At 40.8% G+C, this 2,689-nt stretch carries 3 protein-coding genes; all 3 read left to right on the forward strand.

All coding sequences use genetic code 11. From position 1 onward, the window contains the following. Window positions 1-1,135, forward strand: a 1,135-nt coding sequence (locus Q1553_RS08170) for an efflux RND transporter periplasmic adaptor subunit (RefSeq protein ID WP_300842915.1), incomplete at its 5' end; no start/stop codon positions are given. Next, window positions 1,135-1,920, forward strand: coding sequence for an ABC transporter ATP-binding protein (locus Q1553_RS08175; protein ID WP_297571766.1), 786 nt, complete (start codon window positions 1,135-1,137; stop codon window positions 1,918-1,920). The genes Q1553_RS08170 and Q1553_RS08175, both read left to right, overlap by 1 nt. A 2-nt stretch (window positions 1,921-1,922) precedes the next feature. Beyond that, a partial coding sequence (locus tag Q1553_RS08180) for an ABC transporter permease (protein WP_300842916.1) occupies window positions 1,923-2,689 on the forward strand: 767 nt, incomplete at its 3' end.

Genomic DNA, 2,689 nt, shown 5'->3' on the forward strand with positions numbered 1-2,689 from the left:
AAGAGAGCCAAATTATCTTTATACAACACAAGAAGCAACTTTAGGAGATATTTCTACAAGCATTAGTGCTAATGGCACGCTTTCTCCAACACACGAAGTGTCCATTGGTTCGGTGATTTCTGGAATCGTGCTTGAAGTGCTTGTAGATGTGAATGATAAGGTGAGCAAGGGGCAAGTGCTTGCTAAAATTGATAGTGAAAGTATTGAGCAAGACCTCTACCGCTATGAGGCACAACTTCAGAGTGCAAAGGCGCAATTAAAAAGCGCAAAGGTAGGTTTAGAGGAAAAGGCTTGGCAGTATAAGCAACTTCAAACGCTTTTTAAAACGACGCAAGGCAAAACACCTTCTAAACTTGATTTGCAAACCGCAAAAACGAATTATAATGCTGCTTTAAGTGAGGTGGAGTTGCGTCAAGCAAATATTAAAGAGATTGAAACTGCGATTCGTTCTACACAGGTAGATTTGAAAAATGCACATATCACGACGCCAATAGATGGGGTGGTGCTTAGTCGTTCCATTGAAGTAGGGCAAAGCGTTGCGGCAAGCTTCCAAGCACCAGAATTTTTTATTGTTGCAGAAAGCTTAGAGGAAATGGAGTTAAATGTTAGTATTTCTGAAGCAGATATTGGCAAAGTTAAGGTGGGACAAAATGTAAAGTTTAGCGTGGATTCCTATCCTCAAAAGACTTTTGAAGCGGTGGTAGATAGGGTGAATTTTGGTGCGAGCGAAAGCACAGACAACATCGTGAGCTATGAGGCGCGTATTTATGTCAGCAATCAAGATTTGTTGCTAAAACCCGGAATGAGTGCGACTGCAGATATTGTTACAGATTCTGCTAAAAATACCCTTTTGATTCCCTCTAGTGCGCTTTATTTTACTCCGGTAACCTCTAAGAAAGATTCCGCAAAATCCTCTTCAAAATTAAGTTCTTTTGGTTTAGGTATGCGTCCTCCACGCACACGTGGAGGTGGAAGCAAGCAGCAAGCAAACTCTAGTGTTTGGATATTGGAAAATGGTATGCCTAAGGAAGTTTCTGTGGAAGTTGGCATTAGTGATGGAATCTCAACGCAGATTTTTAGCGATTCTATTCAAGCAGGAATGCAAGTGATTATTGCGCAAAAAGAAGAGAAATAATGTCTTTTATTCGTTTGCAAAATATCCATAAAACCTATGGAAAGCCACCCAATCTTTTTGAGGCATTGCGTGGGATTAGTTTAGAGATTGTGGAGGGTGATTTTGTCGCGCTAATGGGTCCAAGCGGGAGTGGCAAAAGCACTTTGGCGAATATTCTCGGTTGTTTGGATAGCCCAAGTAGCGGAATTTATGAGTTTTGTGGAGTAAATGTTTGTGATTTAAATCTGAAACAAAAAGCCCTTTTGAGACGACACTATATCGGCTTTATTTTTCAAGGATTCAACCTTTTGCCGCGCACGACTGCACTAGAAAATGTTGAACTTCCTTTGCTTTATCGCCAAGTGCCCAAAAAAGAGCGTATTAGACAATCTATGCAAGCACTTGAAATGGTAGGTTTAGAAAAATGGTATAATCATCAAAGCAATGCTTTAAGCGGGGGACAACAACAGCGCGTGGCGATTGCTAGAGCAATTGCTTCCAACCCACTCTTTTTGCTTGCCGATGAACCCACAGGGAATTTAGATACTAAGCGAAGCATAGAGATTATGGAAATCTTAGCGCGGTTAAATGCAGATTCTAAGATTACGATTCTTATGGTTACGCACGAGCCTGAAATGGCGCGGTATGCTACGCGCGAAATTATGTTTTTAGATGGCTTGGTGCAAAGCGATTCCGCAAATACCCAACCCCAAAGCATACGAGATGCTGCACCTCCTATTGAGCAAAGCGAAATATCTCAAAACATAGAATCTAGTAGTGTGCAAGCACAATACAATCAGGAATAAATATGATTTTAAATGCCTTTTTTCTTGCTTTTCGTCAGATTAGACGCAATTTTTTGCGCGCACTTTTAACAATGCTTGGGATTATTATCGGTGTGGGAGCAGTCGTGATTATGATTACACTTGGAAATGGCACAACGCAAGTGATTACCGAGCGTATGAGTAGTTTGGGTAGCAATATTTTGCTTGTCTTTCCTGCACGAAGTCAAAACATAGGCGGTGGAGGAAGAAAGCTTTTTAGCCTAGAGAATATCAAAGAATTAAATATTCAAGTTGGACATATTACACGCGCGATTGCACCGATTGTGGCAACTTCTGCTCTTGTGCAATTCCGACAAGAAAACACGCAAACCCAAATTCAAGGCGTCAATACAGATTATTTTGTCGCTACAAATTGGGATATCTCTTATGGGACAACTTTTGGTGCGCAAGATTATCGTGCAGGAAGCAATACTTGCATTATTGGTGCAAGTGTGAAAAAAAACCTATTTGATAAATCCTCTACAAATCCACTAGGAAGTAGAATCCGATTGGGCAATATTGTGTGTGAATGTATCGGAATCTTGGAGGAAAAGGGGCAAGGAGCAATGGGAAATGACCAAGATGATGTGATTTTGCTGCCTTTGAAAACTTATCAACGCAGCATCTCTAAGTCTAGCACATTGTATAATATCTCAAGATTGATGATTTCGCTTAAAGACAATGTAGATTCCACACAAGCCACGATACAAATCTCAAATGCTTTGCGTGAGATTCGTAATGTGCGTGAGGG

Source organism: Helicobacter sp. UBA3407 (assembly GCF_949747025.1).
GTDB classification, from domain to species: Bacteria; Campylobacterota; Campylobacteria; order Campylobacterales; family Helicobacteraceae; genus Helicobacter_D; species Helicobacter_D ganmani.